Source organism: Paenibacillus sp. 1011MAR3C5, assembly GCF_003591485.1.
Classification (GTDB): Bacteria; Bacillota; Bacilli; order Paenibacillales; family Paenibacillaceae; genus Pristimantibacillus.
This window is the reverse complement of sequence record NZ_QZCF01000009.1, coordinates 54,622-68,430: the sequence shown is the minus strand read 5'-3', so window position 1 is coordinate 68,430 and position 13,809 is coordinate 54,622. Positions and strand designations below refer to the sequence as shown.

Below are 13,809 nucleotides of genomic sequence, written 5' to 3'. Positions count from 1 at the left end.
ATTTATGAAATGGTATATAGTCCAATCATATCACAAACGGAGTTCCGATGAGCCCTATGATACGAATTTCTCCCTTTGAGCTTCGCATAAAAAAAGCAGCCTATACCCATAATACGCTGGAACGATTTCCAAATTAAAGCGAAGGTGGAAGGACATCCTATGACAGCGCATAACGACGGCAGGCCGGCTTCCGGTGCTGCAAGCGGGGAGCCCGCGCCCGGCGAGACCAAGGAAACGTTAACGAACCGGCAAGGCCATCCTATTACGGACAATCAAAATATTCGCACCGTCGGCAACCGCGGTCCGTCTACACTGGAAAACTACCATTTCATCGAAAAGATATCGCACTTCGACCGCGAGCGAATACCGGAGCGTGTCGTGCACGGACGCGGCGCAGGCGCGCATGGTTACTTCGAAGCCTACGGAAAGCTGGGAGACGAGCCCATCTCGAAGTATACCCGCGCCAAGCTGTTCCAGGAGTCTGGCAAGCGCACTCCGGTATTCGTGCGCTTCTCGACCGTTATCCATGGCGGGCATTCGCCCGAGACGCTTCGCGATCCAAGGGGTTTCGCTACGAAGTTTTATACCGAAGACGGCAATTGGGATCTGGTCGGCAACAATTTGAAAATCTTTTTTATCCGCGATGCGATGAAGTTTCCCGATATGGTGCATGCCTTCAAGCCTGATCCGGTCACGAACGTGCAGAGCATGGAGCGATTCTTCGACTTCGTATCGCAATCGCCTGAAGCGACCCATATGATTACGTTTCTGTTCTCTCCGTGGGGCATTCCGGCGAACTATCGTCAAATGCAGGGCTCCGGGGTGAATACCTATAAGTGGGTTAACGCCGAAGGAAAGGCTGTCATTGTGAAGTATCATTGGGAGCCGCTGCAGGGCATCCGTAATTTGACACAGAAGGAAGCCGAGGAGCTGCAGGCCAAAAACTTCAATCATGCGACTCAGGACCTGTACGAAGCAATCGAACGCGGAGATTATCCCGGATGGGAGCTTCAAGTGCAGTGGATGAGCGATGACGAGCATCCGGAGCTGGACTTCGACCCTCTGGATGACACCAAGCTATGGGACCCCAAGCAATTCCCTATGCTTCCTGTCGGCAAGATGGTGCTGAACCGCAATCCGGAGAATTACTTCGCCGAGGTCGAGCAAGCCGCCTTCGGTACAGGCGTGCTAGTGGACGGTCTGGACTTCTCCGATGACAAGATGCTGCAGGGCCGCACCTTCTCCTATTCGGATACGCAGCGTTACCGGGTAGGCAGCAACTACTTGCAGCTTCCGATCAACGCTCCGAAGAAGCGAGTAGCGACCAACCAGCGCGACGGGCAGATGGCCTTCTACGTAGATGTGGCGCCGGGACAAAATCCTCACGTCAACTACGAGCCTTCTTCCCTACGCGGACTGATAGAAGCGGATCGGCCAGGCGCTCCTCACGATCCCGAATATAACGATAAGCTTACCCGGGCGCCAATCGACCGGCAAAATAACTTCAAGCAGGCGGGAGATACCTATCGCAGCTTGGAGCCGTGGGAGCAGGATGAACTCATCTCGAACCTGGTGGATGCGCTAAGCACTTGCACAGACCATATTCAAGAGACGATGATCCGTCACTTTATGGAAGCGGATGCCGATTACGGCAAAAGGGTAGCTGAAGGCTTGAAGTCGGCTAACGGACCAAAAGGCCATGTCGGTACTCATCCAGCTAACGAGGGTATGGAATTGTCCGAGGAGCTTGGGCATTCAACTGACGGGTATTGAGATTAAGAGACGAAGACTCGAATCATAACAATCAGGTGAAGCTACAAATGGCGGTGTCGGGAGCTTAACCCTGCACCGCCATCTTCTGATTCCGCACACTTCTCTACCTGGTAGCGTTCGCCTTTATAATCTGACTCCTACATTAAACCCTTTCATTCAAGGAATCTGGTTATAACAGCGATCGGAAGGATTAGTCTTGCGCAGTTTGGATATTAGGCCATGTCATTACCGTAAGCAAATTAGCTGCTGGTTTGATCGTCCTCCGGGTCCTCCAGGAACAACTTGCGCTTCCTGGCCGGTATGCGGACATTGACGGAGGTCCCTGCGCCTCTTACGCTGAATATCGATACACCGTATTGCTCGCCGTATTGCAGTTGAACGCGCTGATGAATATTGCGGATGCCGAAGCCGGTCTCGCTTTCATTCGAGGCGTTCATGATCTCCGCAATCCGCTCCTGTCTCACGCCCATCCCGTCATCGATAACCCGGTACAGAATGTCGCCGCCGTCCAGCTTGGCCACGATGCGGATATGAATCCGGTCGCCGCTCCAGGCGTGCTTCAGCACATTCTCTACAAAAGGCTGCAGGATCAGCTTGATCGTTTCATATTGCCATACGTTCACGTCCACATCGAACGTGACCTCCAGCCGGCGCCCATACTTCACCTTTTGGATATCCAGATAGGCGTTAACCTGCTCGACTTCGGAGGATACAGGAATAAGCGTTCTGCCGGAATTAAGCGTCAGCCGGTAAAATTTCGCCAGCTCCACCACCATTTTCTGCAGCTTCTCATTCTCCCCGAACTTGGCCAGCCGGTTGATAGACGACAGCGTATTGTATAGAAAATGCGGATTGATCTGTGTCTGCAGCATCTCAAGCTCCGCTTCCTTCTTTTGCAATTGGGTCAAATAGACTTTATTAATGAGCGCTTCGACATCCTCGCCCATTCCGTTAAGCGCCGTGGCGATTTGCGAGAATTCATCTCTGCCCCGATAGGAGATCCGCTTATGCAGGTCACCTTCGCGAAATGCATTCAGGACGGAGACAAACTTCGTAATCCGCTTGGAGAAATAACGCGACATAAAAATGCCTGTAAAGGTAAACAAGATGAAGCAGAGCAAGCATAACAAGAGGATGTAAGTACGGACACGCTCGGCCTCCTGCTTGATGATCGTCAGCGGCACATAAGCGACAATTGTCCAATCCTGCCTTGGCATAAACTCTTCCAACGTCAGGAATTCGCCAGGCGGATGCGCCTTCGCCATAGAAGCCAATGTGATTGGCGCGCGTTCGCTTGCTTCCTTCGCATCATGAAGCTGCTGATTAGAGGCATAGATGATTTTCCCCGTCTTGTCTTTCACAAGCAAGACGGCGCCGTCGCCAAGATTGCGGAAATAAACACTCTCAAATAACTCCTCAATAAGCACACTGAACCTCATCATGCCAATTTCCTCAATCTTGGTCGGAATAGACAAATCAACAATTCGACGAATCATGGAGATGCGGTCGCTAGCCTTATCCTCTTCCACTTGCTTCCATTGCATCGTAACGCCGTATTCTTCATCGGGAAATGAGTAATACCACGGCTGATGGATGATTCGATTATATTCCAATAGGTTAAACACCTTTTCCCTGTATTGCGCTTCTGGCTTATCATAGTTGTGATAGACTTCATCAATCGTAGGATTATTATAGTAGACAAACAATCTCAAATTCATGCCAATCGATCTCTTCGCACTATCAAGCTTCGGCTCTAGCCTTTGCTCATAGCGTTCATTCACTTCCTTGCTGTCAGCAAGCTTAACCCTTAGGCTTTCTATAAAATCATCGTCTTCATATAGCGTGGAAGATATCCGGATAATATCATCAGCTTTATACGTGACATTATCCCGGATTTGGACCAAAGTATTTTTTATATTCGCTCTGGTCTGCTTCCGCATGGATGAATCATACATCGAATGGGAGACGTAACCGTTCACCGTGATGAGGATAATAATAAATACTAGGTAAGAGAGCATGAGCTTATAGCCGATTGGCATATAGCCCAGGCGTTTTCGTTTCTCCCAGACTGATTTCATCTTTCCCTCCATAGGCTACTGCTCTCTTTTGCGATACTCAAGCGGCGTCATGCCAAACTTCTCTTTGAATTGCCTGCTGAAATATGGCAAGTAGCGATAGCCTACCTGATCCGCAATTTCATAGATTTTCATGCCTGGCGTCTTAAGCAGCTCGCAAGCCCGTTCCATGCGCAGTTGAACCAGCAGCTCATTGAAGGTATGCCCTGACTTTTCCTTAATGAGAAAGCCCAGATAGCTTGGTGAGAATGAGAAATGCTGAGCGATGTCCTTCAGCGTTATATTCTCGCTCATCCTGTCCTTGATCGTCTTCATGACGTTGCGGATAAACTTGCTGTCCTTCGTACTGTTCTTGTGATGCAGCTTCTCCGATATCTCAAATACGCGATAGAGCAGCCATCTGCGAATATCGTCAATCGTCTCGAACTGGAGCAAAATATCCAGATTGCGGATATCGATGCCAAGCAGCTCGAACAAATCCTCGTTCATGGTGCTGAGATGCTGATCCAGCTTCCATATAATATAATTGGTCAGATTATGAACCGTAAATTTGGAGCGCAAACTCGTCAACGAACGGAACAATCCTTCAAATTCGTCATAGATTTGAACAAGCTCGTAATCTTTAACCGCTTTCATTAAAGCGTTCATATGAGCGTCCAGCATGCGGGAATCCAGCATGCCCGGCTCTGCGCTTACTTCCTCGTAATTAATAATGCCACCTTTTCCGAGGAACATCTTGCCTTCAACGGCTTGAATAGCCTGGGCGTATGATTCGTGAAGCCTCTCCGATGAATGCACCGGCGCTCCCAGTCCCGTCGTTACCGTAATCGTCAATCTGCGCTGGGCGGTATCAAGCAGCTTGGCAATTCTAGCCTCAATGCCGTCCGCCTCCAGCAGCAAAGCGATCCGCTGGGAATTCAGCTTGCAGTAAGGAATCATCCCTCCTGCGCTTACCACTTCATGAAACTGCTTCATGAACACTCTAGACACTTCCATACGGGACTGAGCATTATCCTCCGTTCTGGAGAGCAGATCCAGCTCCATCACCGCCACCCGAACCGGCCATTTCAAGCGGTGCAGCTCATGCGTCTTCGTCAATTTCGCCATAAACTCGCGGTCCGATGTATCCTCCCCTTCGAAAAGGCGCAGCAGCAGATCGCTTTTGGCTATGGGGATCATATTCTGGTACGCTTCCTCGACTTCCCGGTGCTTCAGCTCCTCGTCCAGGTCGCGTTTCACCTTCATGAGCGAAGCAATCAGCTCATTGTCATCCATTGGCTTCAACACATAATTGTAAGCCTTCAGAGACAGCGCTTGCTGCACATAGCTGAACTCCTGAAACCCGCTTACAAAGATGATTCGGATATTAGGCTTCCGCTGCAGCGCGATCCGGGCCAGCTCCAGTCCTGACATATAGGGCATATTCACATCACTTACGAGTATATCAATGGCATGCTGATCCAGCACCTCGCAGGCGGACAGCGCATTGTTGACGGAGCCCTTGACCTCCATGCCCAGCTCCGTCCAAGGAATGAACTGCTTCATTCCTTCCAAATCCAGTTCTTCATCATCCACCAACAGCACATTGTACATCGTCTCTTCCTCCCATGAAGCATCAATGCTGAATGTAAGTTGCTATTCGTTATTCAGAACTTTCAAATTTTCTTGCCATCTCCTCGTAATGTAATTCAAGTATTGCTGGAATTCCGCTTCCATGGAAGCCCGATGTGCATCATCCAGTATGGACAGCACTTCCTCGTCGGTTTTCCCGAACAACGCATCCCTGCGAGCATCAAGCCATATCTCTTTGAGCTTGCTCATAATTCTGCCTTCCTCCGAATTGGGAGGCGGCTGTACATTGATGAATTCTGTCCCGTCGCCTTGCGATTCCCAAGTGATTTCTTGCTGCCAATACGACGACCAATTCCGCTGCTCCTCCGGCAAGGTCTGCTCGTATTCGCTTTTTGTTTTATCCAAATAAACGGTATTGCCCACCCATATCATGTCACCGGATATCGCCTGTATTTCTGCGAGTTCCTTCTGATCGGTCCCGTAGCGGGCTGTAAAGTTAGGCGTGATGCCGTCCTCCCTGAAGCCGTTCCAGTAGCCTCCTGGTCCCGGAGGTCCCCACATCTGAACTGCCGAGCCTTCCGGTCCTGTCATCCAGTCCAGCATGGCGAAGATCGCTTCCGGGTTTCGAGCGCTTGTCGTAATGGTTGCGACATTCCAGCCCAGAAGATTGTAAGTGCCCGGGTAGATCTTGGAGCGGTCAAGACCCTGCTTGTAGACCGGCTCGATGAACATATATCCGTCATCGGGGTTGATCTTGCGCAGCTCCGCATCCCCTACCATCCCGTTAATCATTGGATTCGCGCTGGCATAGACAGCCACTCTGCCCTGCACAAGCTTCTCGGTCACCTGATCCTCCGTTTGGGTCATTGCATCCCCAGGAATCAGGCCTTCCCGCATTAGCCTAGCCACATAAACAGCCGATTCGCGAAACGCCGGGTCCTTATAGATAGACGTCATCCGATCGCCTTCCGTTACAGCATACAGCCTGGTAAAGCCTAAATTATTTTCCTTGAAAGCTGAAAAAAGCTGGTCAATGCCATGCCCTTCCTTCGTCTGCCCCGTCTCAAACGGAATGATGCTAGGATAATGCTCCTTCACCATGAGCAAATACTGATACAAGTCTTCCGTCGTATCTAATGGCGGAAATCCCAGCTCTCGATATATTTTTTTGTTAATCACGTATCCCGCATTACCGTAAGGCCTGTTTGTATAATAGTTGGGAAAATAATAAATTTTGCCGTCCGGCGAGCGGAGCAGCTCCAATATTTTTTCACCGGCCCATTGCTTCAAATTCGGATACTTGTCGATATACGCATCCAGCGGCACAAGCATGCCCGCTTCCCGCATCTGCTCCAGGTCATAATCCCGGTCGCCCCATACGATATCCGGCAAGTTGTTGCCGGCCATCATTTTCTGCAGCTTCTGCTTTGCCTTTCCATCCGAACTGATAGGTGATATATGAATATTGAATTGATCCCTGATCCACTTGGATGCAGGGTCGGCTCCCCATGCGGGCATGGAATAGTAGCTGTAATGGCCGTAGAACGTAATATCCAGCCTTTCCTTGCCCAAAATGTAAAAACCGTTTTCATACAGCCCGCTATCATCGATCGGTGTTGGTTTGTTCGTTTCTGATTCTTTTACTGTCCCTGCATTGCTGCAGCCCCAGATTAAACTTAATGCCAAAGCTGTAAGCAGAAGTCGCATGAACATTTCTCTCTTCTTGTTCACTGACCTTGCGCCCCCTTGAAAGAATGGTAATTTCGACTGTTAATAGTCTAATGATACCAAAAACACCACTAACAATATATAGAAAAGATGATTATAAATGAATGCAGAGACATCCCAACAGGGTCTGTCGAACCTGTTGGGATGTTTCGTCTTGCTATGCGGGATTAGTTAAGTCCCAGGATTTTGCGTTTTTCTTGCCATTGAGCTGTACGCCATTCCAGCAATTTGCCGTATCCAATCGCTTGTGCATCGGCTTCAGCCTTGTCAAGAATACGGTCGACTTCTTCTGCACTCTTCGCTTGCGAAGAATCAGCAAGTACTTGCAGGAACATATCGGCTACCAGCTGCTGGATGCCGGCTTCTTCAGTCTCGGCAGCAGGAGTCAAGTTTCTAAATTCTGTTGCATCAATACCCGTCGGCCAAGTCACTTCGCGCTGGTAGCGGGCTTGCCAGTTTTGTTGATCTACCGGCTGGGACAATTCATATTTGTTTTTCGCTGGATCGATGTAAGCGGAGTTGCCAACGATCATAGCAGGTAGATTGTCCGTTTGAATCTGGGCAACTTCATCTTTGTCATACTCGGCTGTAAAGTTTGGCAGTCCCTCGCCGTCAAACCCTTTCCAGTTCTTGCCTTCAGGTCCGAAGAATTGCAGGTTCATACCCTCAGGACCTGTATACCAATCCAGGAATGCGAAGATTTTTTCCGGATCTTTTGCATTCTTTGTAATAACAGCAACGTTCCAGCCAAGCTTGTCATAGCTACCTGGGTAAATTTTGTTTTTATCCAGACCTTCTTTATGGAACGGCCAGATGACGAAATATCCATCCTCTGGATTTGTGCTTGTAATCTGAAGGTGAGCTTGATTGGCTCTGTTTGTTACGTCCGCACTGCCGTAGACAGCTACGCGGTTATTGATCAACTTCTCTGTGACGTGATCTTCGGTTTGCGTGAAAGCATCTTGTGACATCAGTTTTTCCGTGTACAATTTGGATACGAATTTCTGAGATTCACGGAAAGCAGGATCTGTAAAGATCGACGTCAGTTTATCGCCGTTAGGCACAGCCAGGAACTGGCTGCCTAAGGAATCGTACAATGCGCCTTCTTTAAATGCCGTATACAGCAAAGCTACGCCTTGACCGTCTTGTGCGCGGCCTGTTTCATATGGAACAACCTCGGAGCCATATTTCTCTTTAACCTTTACAAGATAGTTATACAGATCGTCCGTCGTTTCCAGCTTTGGCTCGCCGAGCTCTCTGTATATTTTTTTGTTGACTGCATAGCCAGCCGTATTCGTTGACTGGTTTGTGTACCAGTTAGGGAATTTGTACAGCTTTCCGTCTTTGGAACGAAGGAGATCGATTCTTTCTTCGCCGAGCCATTTTTTCAGATTCGGATATTTGTCCAGGTATTCGTCCAGTGCGACAAGCTGTCCGTTCTGTTCCATGCGGTCCATATCCGGATGGAAACGGTTCATCCAGATGACATCAGGAAGATTGCCGCCTGTCATCATCGTAGTCATCATTTCATCATTGCTGCCATTGGCTTGAACCGCTTTAATGTTCAGCTGTTTGTTTTCTTTCAACCATCTGGTTACCGGATACTCCTCCATGCCTAAATAGTTGGTCCAGTTGTAGTGGAAGAACAAGGAGAATTCCAGCGGCTCGGAACCGAATTGCCAAGCAGCGTTTGCTGGCGGATCTGTCTCAGTACCCGAACCGTTTGTTGCCGCAGCCGATGGCGAAGGCTTGGTATTGCCGGGTTCAGACTTGCTGCAGGCTGCCAGTATCGTTGTCAGCAGCAGAACAGCTGAGACAACGAGCAGCAGCGACTTTCTTCTCTTCATAGATATTGCCCCTCTCAATTTGTAATGTATATGTCCAAAGCGACAATCGCCTTAAACCGTTGGTCACAATCCGGTTGCTATTCTTTCAAAGATCCTACCAATACGCCTTTAACGAAATACTTTTGCACGAACGGATACACAATAATGATCGGAATCGTTACCACCATCATCGTTGCGCTTGTAAGCGACTTCGATGTGAATGTTCTGGCGCTATTGATTTTTGATATGACATCATTGGGCAACCCGGACAATTCAATAATGTTGGAGTTGAGCAGTCTTCGAAGAATGGTTTGTACTGGCAATAAGTCCGGATTCGAAATATAAATGCTTGGTACGAACCAGTCGTTCCAATGCGCGATAGCGGTGAACAAGCCCAGCGTTGCAATAACCGGTCCGGATAACGGCAGTATGATTCGGAAGAATATTCCCCACGTGCTGCAGCCGTCAACTTGGGCTGATTCTTCAAGACCAGCCGGCAATCCTTTGAAAAAAGTTCTGAATATAATCATGTTCCAGACGCTGATCAAACCGGGAATGATGAATACTAGGAAATTGTCCATCAGCCCAAGCGCACGAATCAGCAAGAAGGTTGGAATCAACCCGCCGCCGAAGTACATGGTGAAGACAAAGAAAACCATGTAGAACTTGCGGGCCATCAGATATGAGCGAGTCATCCCATAAGCCAGGATGGCCGTCATCAGTGTTGAAGCAATGGTTCCAACTATCGTCCGATAGAAGGAGATCAAGAAACCATTAATCAACTTGTCATCCTGAAAAACAACATCGTAGTTATCCCATGTGAATACCCTTGGCCAGAATGTCACTCCGCCTCTCGATGTATCCATCCCTTCATTGAAGGAGACGACGAGCGCATTCCAGAACGGATATAAGGCTGAGAATGAAAGCAGTATGAGGAAAGCATAGATGAAATACAGTAATAGCCGGTCGCCAAAACTAACTCGTTTTAACCGCATGGCTTGTCGACCTCCCGATAGTCTGTTAAGTGAATTACCATAGGCTGCTGCCTGCTCTTCGCGCCAAGTAATTGGCCATAGTCAGCAAGCCGACGCTAATGACCGCCTTGAACAACCCGATGGCAACTGCGAAGGAATATCGTTGGTTCTGAATCCCGATTCGATATACGTATACATCTAGAACATCGGACACAGGTCTCAGTATCGGATTGGAAGCAAGAATGAGAATATCCTCGAAACCTGCATTCAACAAACTGCCCATAGCCAGGATCATAAAGATGATAATGACCGGCATAATGCTTGGAATCGTAATGTGTGCGATTTGTTTCAGCTTGCTCGCTCCGTCAATTTCGGCTGCTTCGTACATATGCTGATCGACGCCGGCAATGGCAGCCAAATAAACAATAGAAGCGAATCCGATTTCCTTCCACACATTCGTTGAGATAAGAATGGTCCAGAAATACTCTTTTATGGATAGGAAGTTGATGGATTCATCAATGGCGCCTATTCCTTTCAGGAGAATGTTGACACTGCCATTTTCTGTAGATAGCAGCGACATCACTAGACCGCCTACGATAACCCAGGACATAAAGTGCGGCAAATACGTAATGGTCTGTACGATCCGTTTGAACATCAGATGACGAACCTCGTTCAACATAAGCGCTAGAATGATCGGTGCCGGAAAGCCTATAAAAAATTTCAATAAGCTGATAACGATCGTATTCCGCATAATCTGATCAAAGTTTGGAGCATTGAAAAACGCTTCAAAATGCTTGAATCCGACCCAAGGATTCTCGAATATCCGATGCGCAGTGAACACGTTGTAATCCATAAATGCGGTGAGCACACCATACATCGGTATATAGGAGAACACGAAAACTAATAATATCCCCGGAAAAACCATTAGCTGCACGTCGATCTGCTTCCAAAAGCGGCGGAAAGGATTCATCTTTTTCACCGGTCTCAGCTGTGGCGAAGACGAAGGGTGTGGCTTGTTCGTCGTTGTCTCCGACATAATATCCTCCTCTGGAATGTAGTTCTGGAAGGCGATTGCTTCCTTCCGGCTTATGTACATTCTACCGCCAGCCCGAGAGCGAAACGATATAAGAGGAGCGCGATTTTTTGCACTACAGAAGTTACTTTTTTTTCGAAAAATGATAGAAAACCAAGGTCGGCTAGTGTAAGTTATGGAAATTGTTAGAAAGGCGAGATGAGGGGGAATGGCTTGTTATCAAAGTCGTGAAATCGATTAAATTCGAGCTAAAATGCAAAAAAAAGACAGCATATCGCTATGCTGTCTTCCATACAATCCTATAGTTAGCATGTAGAAAGGGCATACGCCCTGACAAACGAGAATGGAGAGACCTTACTATGTTAAATTTGTAACTCCCCAAGCTTAATTAGCTCGACAACCGCTTGCGAACGACCTTTGACATTCAATTTTTGCATGACATTCGAAATATGGTTGCGAACGGTTTTCTCGCTGATGAATAATTGCTGCGCGATATCTCTTGTCGTTTTGTCCTGCACCAACAGCTCGAATACCTCTCGTTCACGATGTGTCAGTAAAAACTTGCTCTTATGGTCGCTTCCCTTCAATGTTTGTCACCCCTCCTTGCTCGGGTTTTTATGGTATAACAAGGGCAAGGGATACAGTCAACTTATCATATGAAGGGGGTGTAGCGATGGTGCTCTATATGAGTAAAATGGGCGCGGTAGAACCTCGAGTCAGGCGATTTCGGCGTGAACGATCAGCCGGTGCGTCGGATTAACGACAGGGTCGCAGGTGATGAGCGTTAATCTCCGGTCCGTCTTATTATAATTGAGGACGGATACGTCCGTCGGCTCAACGATTGAGGTACCAGTCACTACATACGTATACGTCTCGCCTTGTGTCTCCACAATAATCTTGTCGCCTTCCTTCACCTCGTTCAGGCGGTTGAACAGCTTGCCCTTCGCCCTCATGCGATGAGCGGCGATTGCCGCATTGCCAACCGCGCCGATTGGAGCCGTTTCCTTCAGATGCGCGGCGGCGTACTTCATATTTTTTTGCGTGGCACCCTCCAGCACAGGCAGGTTCACCTTAATGCTCGGTATCCGAATCGTCGCGATCGCATTCAGCTTCGGCGGTTCGTTGGAGGGAGCCGGCGTATCCGAAGGTTCCGATGTCTCGTCAGCTTCGACCGTCTCGGACTCCGCCTCTTCGGCGAATAAGGCCGAAAGCCGGTCATACTGATCCAATGCTTCCTGCTGCGCCTGCTCGTCGTCCACGCTCTCCTCCCACTGCGCCATCAGCTTCTCCTGCTGCCGGTCATCGAGCCATGCGCTGGCCCGCGGATACACAATAATAAGCAGTCCGATAATAATAAGTCCGTATGATAGCAGTCGCTTCATGACATGCCTCCCGTCTCCACCGGTTTGCGCCCGGCAAATACCCACCTCTTGCTTCCGTAGAAGTTCAGCGCTACAACAAGCACCGTTACGATCGCCTTGCCTACCAGCTCATGCAAGCCGGCCCATTCCGTCGCGATTACAAGCAGAAGCAGCGAAACACCCAGCATAAACAGATTCCAGAGCATGAATCGAAGCATCCGCGTCGCTCCGCCGCGCTTGCCGCTTCCCGCCGTCTCGCTTCGAAAGGTAAATACACTGTTCATGATATAACTATTCAGCATGCCAGCCGCATAAGCCGCAATCTGTGCAATCGAATAATGCGTATGCACAACGATGAGAAGCGTAAACACAGCCATATCAATAATCGTATTCAGTCCGCCGATCACGCTGAACGTAAGGAATTGCTTAATGGAACGATTTCCGGCTTGATCAGACATACTGCTTGGCACGCTCCGCTTCGCCTTTGACGCGTTCTTCCTCAGTCGCTGGCTCCTTGTAGCCCTTAACTTCCCTTACAATGTAGAGAGGGCGATTTTTGGACTCGTCATAGATTCGGCCGATATACTCTCCGATCACGCCCAGCAAGAGCAAGATGATGCCATTGAACAGCAAATTCAATGCCACGATTGTCGTCCATCCCGTCTCAGTCGTATCGGTGAACAGGCGCTGGTACAGTACAACCAGCAAGTAGATGAAGCTGCCAAGCGACAGGAAAAACCCTAGATAGGTTGCGATTTTAAGCGGCTTGTAGGAGAAGCTCGTAATGCCGTCCAGCGCAAAGCTGATCATTTTTTTCAACGGATATTTTGTTTCTCCCGCGAACCGCTCCTCGCGGACGTACTCAACGCTCGTCTGCTTAAAGCCAATCCAGCTGATCAAGCCCCGGACAAAACGATTTTTCTCCTTCAAGCCGCGAAGTACATCGCATACTTTGCGGTCAATGAGCCTGAAGTCGCCCGTATCAAGCGGAATGTCGACATTGGTCATGCTGCGCAGCATCCTGTAGAAGGCAAGCGCGGTCAGCTTCTTGAACAGCGTCTCCCCCTTGCGCTTCAGTCTGCGGCCATACACCACCTCATAGCCTTCCTTCCACTTGGCGATCATGTCCAAGATGACCTCAGGCGGGTCCTGCAAATCCGCATCGATAACGACAATCGCATCGCCCTTCGCATAATCCATGCCGGCCGTAATCGCGATTTGATGCCCGAAGTTTCGAGAAAAATCAATTAGCCTTACGTTGGGGTCTTTTGCGCTGAAAGATTTCACGAGCTCTACGGAACGATCCTTGCTGCCGTCATTGACGAAAATCAGCTCATATCCGCCGTCCGCAAGGTCCATCACTTCCTTCAGCCTGCCATACGTATGCTCGATTACTTCTTCTTCGTTATACATTGGCACAATAACGCTATACTTGACCTTATTTTCCATGACGATGCTCCTCATCTA

General features: G+C 48.9%; 11 protein-coding genes. 1 reads left to right on the top strand and 10 read right to left on the bottom strand.

Annotated elements, in window-relative coordinates; genetic code table 11:
- Positions 1-159 precede the first annotated feature (159 nt).
- Positions 160-1,773 carry a catalase gene (locus D3P07_RS22375; RefSeq protein WP_119802468.1) on the top strand — a complete coding sequence of 538 codons (1,614 nt, stop codon included), beginning with the start codon at positions 160-162 and terminating at the stop codon, positions 1,771-1,773.
- A 239-nt stretch (positions 1,774-2,012) separates the two neighbouring features.
- Here the strand turns inward: D3P07_RS22375 and D3P07_RS22370 are convergent, their stop codons facing one another.
- The 10 genes from D3P07_RS22370 to D3P07_RS22325 form a co-directional block, all read right to left on the bottom strand.
- Positions 2,013-3,851 carry a sensor histidine kinase gene (locus D3P07_RS22370; protein ID WP_119802677.1) on the bottom strand — a complete coding sequence of 613 codons (1,839 nt, stop codon included), beginning with the start codon at positions 3,849-3,851 and terminating at the stop codon, positions 2,013-2,015.
- A 15-nt stretch (positions 3,852-3,866) separates the two neighbouring features.
- The gene (locus D3P07_RS22365; RefSeq protein WP_119802467.1) at positions 3,867-5,441 is read right to left on the bottom strand and encodes a response regulator; all 1,575 of its coding nucleotides are present in this window, start codon (positions 5,439-5,441) and stop codon (positions 3,867-3,869) included.
- A 42-nt stretch (positions 5,442-5,483) separates the two neighbouring features.
- Positions 5,484-7,151 (bottom strand): extracellular solute-binding protein, encoded by a 1,668-nt coding sequence (locus D3P07_RS22360; RefSeq protein WP_259391646.1) that lies wholly within the window; start codon positions 7,149-7,151, stop codon positions 5,484-5,486.
- A gap of 164 nt (positions 7,152-7,315) precedes the next feature.
- Entirely contained in the window at positions 7,316-8,995 is a 1,680-nt protein-coding gene (locus D3P07_RS22355) for an extracellular solute-binding protein (protein ID WP_119802466.1), read from the bottom strand.
- A 77-nt stretch (positions 8,996-9,072) separates the two neighbouring features.
- Complete coding sequence (locus tag D3P07_RS22350) at positions 9,073-9,969, bottom strand: carbohydrate ABC transporter permease (protein ID WP_119802465.1); 897 nt, start codon at positions 9,967-9,969, stop codon at positions 9,073-9,075.
- A 34-nt stretch (positions 9,970-10,003) separates the two neighbouring features.
- Positions 10,004-10,918, bottom strand: coding sequence for an ABC transporter permease (locus D3P07_RS22345; protein WP_259391656.1), 915 nt, complete (start codon positions 10,916-10,918; stop codon positions 10,004-10,006).
- Positions 10,919-11,343: 425 nt separating this feature from the next.
- Positions 11,344-11,568, bottom strand: coding sequence for a helix-turn-helix domain-containing protein (locus tag D3P07_RS22340; protein ID WP_006040330.1), 225 nt, complete (start codon positions 11,566-11,568; stop codon positions 11,344-11,346).
- A gap of 129 nt (positions 11,569-11,697) precedes the next feature.
- Complete coding sequence (locus D3P07_RS22335) at positions 11,698-12,363, bottom strand: class D sortase (protein ID WP_119802464.1); 666 nt, start codon at positions 12,361-12,363, stop codon at positions 11,698-11,700.
- Complete coding sequence (locus D3P07_RS22330; RefSeq protein ID WP_119802463.1) at positions 12,360-12,800, bottom strand: GtrA family protein; 441 nt, start codon at positions 12,798-12,800, stop codon at positions 12,360-12,362. Before D3P07_RS22330 ends, D3P07_RS22335 begins: the two co-directional genes overlap by 4 nt.
- Positions 12,793-13,791, bottom strand: coding sequence for a glycosyltransferase family 2 protein (locus tag D3P07_RS22325; RefSeq protein ID WP_119802462.1), 999 nt, complete (start codon positions 13,789-13,791; stop codon positions 12,793-12,795). The genes D3P07_RS22330 and D3P07_RS22325 overlap by 8 nt, the downstream gene beginning before the upstream one ends.
- Between the last annotated feature and the right edge of the window lie 18 nt (positions 13,792-13,809).

Coding starts and splice junctions, on each gene's coding strand:
- D3P07_RS22325 (WP_119802462.1), bottom strand. CDS start 13,791: ATGGAAAATAAGGTCAAGTATAGCGTTATTGTGCCAATGTATAACGAA.
- D3P07_RS22375 (WP_119802468.1), top strand. CDS start 160: ATGACAGCGCATAACGACGGCAGGCCGGCTTCCGGTGCTGCAAGCGGG.
- D3P07_RS22350 (WP_119802465.1), bottom strand. CDS start 9,969: ATGCGGTTAAAACGAGTTAGTTTTGGCGACCGGCTATTACTGTATTTC.
- D3P07_RS22365 (WP_119802467.1), bottom strand. CDS start 5,441: ATGTACAATGTGCTGTTGGTGGATGATGAAGAACTGGATTTGGAAGGA.
- D3P07_RS22335 (WP_119802464.1), bottom strand. CDS start 12,363: ATGAAGCGACTGCTATCATACGGACTTATTATTATCGGACTGCTTATT.
- D3P07_RS22345 (WP_259391656.1), bottom strand. CDS start 10,918: ATGAATCCTTTCCGCCGCTTTTGGAAGCAGATCGACGTGCAGCTAATG.
- D3P07_RS22370 (WP_119802677.1), bottom strand. CDS start 3,851: ATGAAATCAGTCTGGGAGAAACGAAAACGCCTGGGCTATATGCCAATC.
- D3P07_RS22355 (WP_119802466.1), bottom strand. CDS start 8,995: ATGAAGAGAAGAAAGTCGCTGCTGCTCGTTGTCTCAGCTGTTCTGCTG.
- D3P07_RS22330 (WP_119802463.1), bottom strand. CDS start 12,800: ATGTCTGATCAAGCCGGAAATCGTTCCATTAAGCAATTCCTTACGTTC.